The organism is Bifidobacterium boum (assembly GCF_000741535.1).
Lineage (GTDB): Bacteria > Actinomycetota > Actinomycetes > Actinomycetales > Bifidobacteriaceae > Bifidobacterium > Bifidobacterium boum.
The window spans coordinates 1-5,368 of the sequence record NZ_JGYQ01000010.1 but is presented as its reverse complement, the minus strand read 5'-3'; the positions used below and the strand labels follow the sequence as shown (position 1 = coordinate 5,368).

The window sequence follows — 5,368 nt, the reverse complement described above, 5'->3', positions numbered from 1 at the left end:
GAACGGCGAGAGGAACAACATCGACGTGCTCCGGTTGATCCTGCGCCTCATGGGCCGGCCGGAGGACGCCTTCGACCATGTGAAGGACCGTCCGGGGCATGACCGCCGTTATGCGATCGATGCGACAAAGCTGCGCACGGAGCTGGGCTGGGAGCCCAAGCACACGGATTTCGAGTCGGGTCTGAAGGCCACGATCGACTGGTACACACAGAACCCGCAGTGGTGGGAGAAGACCAAGGCCGCGACCGAGGAACGCTACAGGCGTCAGGGCCAGTGAGGCCGTCGGCGCGGCGCCATGGCGCGTCGTGCGGCGTGGCGCGGAGGCATCGTGCCGTCGTGACGACGATGCAATCGTCGTGTGGCGTCGCGCCATCGAGAGGTAAGCAGAGGAAGGACAAGGCAATGGAATTCGAGAAGGAACTCAAGGTCACGAAGACCAACATCCCCGGTCTCATCGTGTTTGACCTGCCGGTGCACGGCGACAATCGTGGCTGGTTCAAGGAGAATTGGCAGCGCGCCAAGGAGACGGCGTTGGGGTTGCCGGATTTCGGTCCGGTGCAGAACAACATCAGTTTCAACACGAAGCGTGGCGTGACGCGCGGTATCCATGCGGAGCCGTGGGACAAGTACATTTCGATCGCGACGGGCAGTGTGTTCGGCGCGTGGGTGGATTTGCGTCCCGGGGATACGTTCGGCCAGGTGTACACGTGCGTGTTGGATCCGTCGAAGGCTATTTTCGTGCCGCGTGGCGTGGGCAACAGTTTCCAGACGTTGGAGGACGGCACCGCGTACACGTATCTGGTGAACGCGCATTGGAGCCTCGAGCAGAAGAAGACGTACACGTTCGTGAACCTTGCGGATCCGACGCTCAACATCCAGTGGCCCATCCCTCTTGACCAGACCGAGCGCAGCGAGGCGGATCTGCATCATCCGATGCTCAAGGACGCCAAGCCGATGGAGCCGAAGCGCACGCTTGTCACCGGTTCGAACGGCCAGCTGGGCCGCGCGATCCGTGAGTACGCGGAGGCGCATGGGCTGCACGGTTTCGAGTACCATGACATCGACACCTTCGATTTCTCCGACCCGGCGGCCTACAATCGGTTCGATTGGGACCTGTACGGGACGATCATCAACGCCGGCGCGTTCACCGCTGTCGACAAGGCTGAGACGCCGGAAGGCCGCACCGCCGCGTGGAAGGCGAATGCCACGGGCCCGGCGTTGCTCGCCAAGGTCGCCCGTGAGCATCACATCACGCTCGTGCATGTGAGTTCGGATTACGTGTTTGACGGCACGGTGGAGGAGCATACCGAGGGTGAGTCTTTCGCCCCGCTGGGCGTGTATGGCCAGAGCAAGGCGGCGGGTGACATCGCCGTGGCTCAGGCCCCGCAGCACTACATCCTGCGCTCCAGCTGGGTGATCGGGGATGGCCATAATTTCGTCAAGACGATGATGGGCTTGTCGGACCGTGTGGCGGATCCGACGCAGGCGCTCGACCAGGTGACCGTGGTGGACGACCAGTACGGTCGCCTCACGTTCACCAAGGATATGGCCGAGGCCATCTTCCACCTGCTCGGTTCGCAGGCGCCCTATGGTACGTATGATCTGACCGGTGAAGGGGCCGTGCGCTCCTGGAAGGACATCGCGGCCGAGGTGTTCGACCTGACCAACGGCAACGGGGATGCGGTCATGCCGGTCTCCACGGAACAGTATTTCCAGTCCGCCAAGGGCCCGGTGGCGCCGCGGCCGGTGCATTCGGCGCTGTCGCTGGGCAAGATCGAGGCGACCGGTTTCACGCCGGCGGATTGGCAGGAGTCCCTGAAGGCGTATGTGCAAGCGGAACTCGCCGCACGTGGCGGGTCCGTGGAAGGGCGGTGAGGAAGTCATGAAGGGCATCATTCTTGCTGGTGGTTCGGGCACGCGCCTGTATCCGTTGACCACGGTGACGTCGAAGCAGTTGTTGCCGGTGTATGACAAGCCGATGGTGTATTACCCGTTGAGCGTGTTGATGATGGCGGGTATCCGGGACATCCTGTTGATTTCGACGCCGAAGGACCTGCCGAATTTCGAGCGTCTGCTGGGTGATGGTTCCCGGTACGGGGTCCGGCTGTCGTACAAGGTGCAGCCGAGCCCGGACGGGTTGGCGCAGGCGTTCCTGTTGGGTGAGGAGTTCATCGCTGGCGGTCCGTGCGCTTTGGTGTTGGGGGATAACATCTTCTACGGGAACGGATTGGGTCGTGTGTTGCGTGGCGCGGTGCGTGACGCCGAGGCGGGCCGGTCGAGCGTGTTCGGCTATTACGTGGATGATCCGGAACGGTACGGCGTGGTCGATTTCGACGAGTCGGGCAGGGCGGTGTCGATCGAGGAGAAGCCCGCGCACCCCAGGTCGAATTACGCGGTGACGGGCTTGTATTTCTATGATGACCGTGTGGTGGAGTACGCGAAACAAGTGCGTCCGTCGGCGCGCGGCGAGTTGGAGATCACGGATCTGAACCGCATGTATCTGGAGGATGGCTCGCTGAGGGTGCGGACGTTGGGCCGTGGGTATGCGTGGCTGGATACGGGTACGATGGACAGCCTGTTCGAGGCTGGTGAGTTCGTGCGTACGGTGCAACGGGCGCAGGGCCTGCCTATCGCGGTGGTCGAGGAGATCGCCTACGAGAACGGGTGGATCACGCGCGGGGAGTTGCTCGAGTCCGCCAGACGGTATGGGAAGAGCCCGTACGGCAGGCATTTGCAGGGCATCGCCGACGGTGACATCCGCCTCGTGGACAACAACAAAACCCAAAACTAACCAACAATCGATCCACGATACGGCAATGTCGACAGTTCTATTCGGTAAGTACTGAATCGCATGAGTTCAGTGCTTACCGAATAGTTTGATACTTAGTCGAATTTGGAATCGTGGTCTTGCCATACGCAGCTGCCAGTTCTGCCGTCAGGTGACTGAGAGCGTCACGGAATCGCGGGATTGTGGCCGTCACCGGAATGCCAACATTGGCATCAGGCAACTTAGCATGTTTCCATATACATTCTCAGCAGCGGGCTTTCGCAATCAGATTATCAGTGCTATTGACGGCCGCGAGCAACAAACGCTGAAGTACTTGTTTGATAAAAGAACCGGCATCCTCTTCCGAGCATGTAGGCTATCGAGAAGCTGACATCCTATGGTTGTGGATCGCTCGGCTGGAGAGACGAATTAGGTATTCTTCCCTTAATCACCATCTTCATGATGAAATGCCCTAAGTACGGACTGAATCCGGGACTGGGGTGTGATTCCTGATTTAGTCTACCGGCTCAGGCAATTGGATGGTTGATGCCCTGGCGGTTCGTTTCAGGTCTGTTGACGGATTGTTGGGATGCTGCGGGTTTCTGGTGCGGTCGTGGTTGACGGGTACATGACGGTCGGCACCTGTGTGGACTGAATCTGTTTTCGGCTCTCGTCCTCCGGTTTGGTCCGTGATTCGGGTGGTTCGGGCGGATGTCCTGACAGTGGTTGATTGCCGCAGTGTGTGCAATTCATTGGAATCTAGCGGGTTTGTGGTGTTGCTGTGGCAGACGGACAAGTGTCGGCCAGTGCTCGTGCGGACTGGTTCCGATTCCGCTGTGTAATCTCCGTTTTGGTCCGGGACACGACTCGCCCAGTCGCCCCAGCATCATGCCCCATGCCTTTACGCCATCTCATCATCATCCCACTACGCATCTCGTTGCCGCACTGACCAGTCAACCCGTCAACCAAGCTCCCGCGACACCCACCCCCGCCAACCCCATGCTCCCGCGACTCCCATCCCCACACCCAATCCTAAAAATAACCTGAGAATCTTCTGCTGTTTTCTTGTGTGATTAAAGAGTCGTTATGGTGTAATAATGCGTACAAAACCCTGATATATCAAGGAAAACTGCTTAACAATACGCGTGTGAACTGCCATATCCGCTTGATTCGCGAAGACTATGCTGAGTAGTGAAAGATAACAAAGCGGATGTGCGAAGGCAACACGGTTGCGCTTGGCTTCGGTAGCTGAACCTGTTGGTTGAGTTGCCGACGGGTCGCCGCGCTGGAGTCGGATGCGATGACAGTCGGTTGGAGATTGGCAACCATTGACAGCCGCCGGAAACCACCGGTGGCGTCAAGCCTCAAGCACAGTCCGCAAAGCTCCCACGAGGAGCGTTGATGTTGATAAGGAGCAGGTGACATGTGCACTGGAGTTCGTTTTGCAGATGAAGACGGCAACATGTATTTCGGCCGCAATCTTGATTGGTCGTTCTCATATGGCGAGAAGATCGTCGTGACGCCGCGCGGGTACCAGGCGCCGGTCGCATTCAACGCGACGGTTGCTAACCCGAAGCCGGTCATGGGCGTCGGCATCATCGTCGAAGGCATGCCGATGTATTTCGACTGCGCCAATGATGAAGGCTTGGCTGTTGCCGGCCTGAACTTCCCCGGATACGCCCAGTATGCGGACGCTCCGGTGGACGGCACGGTCAACGTCGCCGCCTATGAGCTGCCGTTCTGGATCGCTCGCAGCTTCTCCACCGTTGACCAGGTTGAGGAAGCCTTGAAGAATGTGACCGTGGTGGCCAAGCAGGTCAACGAGCAGTACCCGGTCTCCTTGCTGCACTGGATCGTCGGCGACGGCAAGCGCAGCATTGTGATCGAGGTCATGGCTGACGGCATCCACGTTCACCACGACGGTGTCGATGTGCTCGCCAACCAGCCGACTTTCGACTGGCATACCGAGAACCTGCGCAACTACCTGAGCATGGATCCGCGCGTCCCTGAGCCAGTCAAGTGGGGCACCCAAGAGCTCAGCGCGTGGGGTTCCGGCTCCGGCATGCGCGGCATTCCGGGTGATTACAGCTCGCCGTCGCGTTTCGTGCGCGCTGCCTACACGAACGCCCACTATCCGGCGCAGAAGACGGAGGAAGCGAACGTTTCCCGCCTGTTCCATACGCTGGATTCTGCGGCGATGGTGGATGGCTGCGCGCTCATGAGCAATGGCCAGTACGAGAAGACGATCTACACGAGCGGCTTCTCCACCAAGACCAACACCTATTACAAGAACACGTACGAGGATCCGGCCATCAAGAGCTACCGTATGGCCGACTTCGACCTTGAAAGCTCCGAGCTGCAGACCGCTGAGTGAGTTGGTGGGCCGGCAGTCTGCTGAGAGGCTGAACTGCTGAACGGTTGAATGCGGGACGCTAGGCGCGCGGGGTAACCGCGGGCGCCGGCGCCCCGCATTCTTCTGTGCCTGTGCAAGTCATACGGGTGAATCAGTCATATGACCGGTATAACCGTGGATGATGAAAAACAAATAACAGAGACTTTCGTATTTCGGCAGATTTTCCACAGCTGACAACATGAATCTAC

4 protein-coding genes are annotated in these 5,368 nt (G+C 59.2%); all 4 read left to right on the top strand.

Going from position 1 to position 5,368, the window contains the following annotated elements; all coding sequences use genetic code 11:
* Positions 1-277: GDP-mannose 4,6-dehydratase (locus BBOU_RS03960; protein WP_035142624.1), on the top strand; the 277-nt coding region annotated here is incomplete at its 5' end.
* 125 nt (positions 278-402) lie between these two features.
* The gene (locus BBOU_RS03955; protein WP_026503548.1) at positions 403-1,875 is read left to right on the top strand and encodes a sugar nucleotide-binding protein; all 1,473 of its coding nucleotides are present in this window, start codon (positions 403-405) and stop codon (positions 1,873-1,875) included.
* A gap of 7 nt (positions 1,876-1,882) precedes the next feature.
* Positions 1,883-2,791 (top strand): glucose-1-phosphate thymidylyltransferase RfbA, encoded by a 909-nt coding sequence (gene rfbA, locus BBOU_RS03950; RefSeq protein ID WP_026503549.1) that lies wholly within the window; start codon positions 1,883-1,885, stop codon positions 2,789-2,791.
* Positions 2,792-4,190: 1,399 nt separating this feature from the next.
* Positions 4,191-5,141: a choloylglycine hydrolase gene (bsh, locus tag BBOU_RS03945; RefSeq protein ID WP_026503550.1), complete on the top strand. Its 951-nt coding sequence runs from the start codon at positions 4,191-4,193 to the stop codon at positions 5,139-5,141.
* Positions 5,142-5,368: the final 227 nt, after the last annotated feature.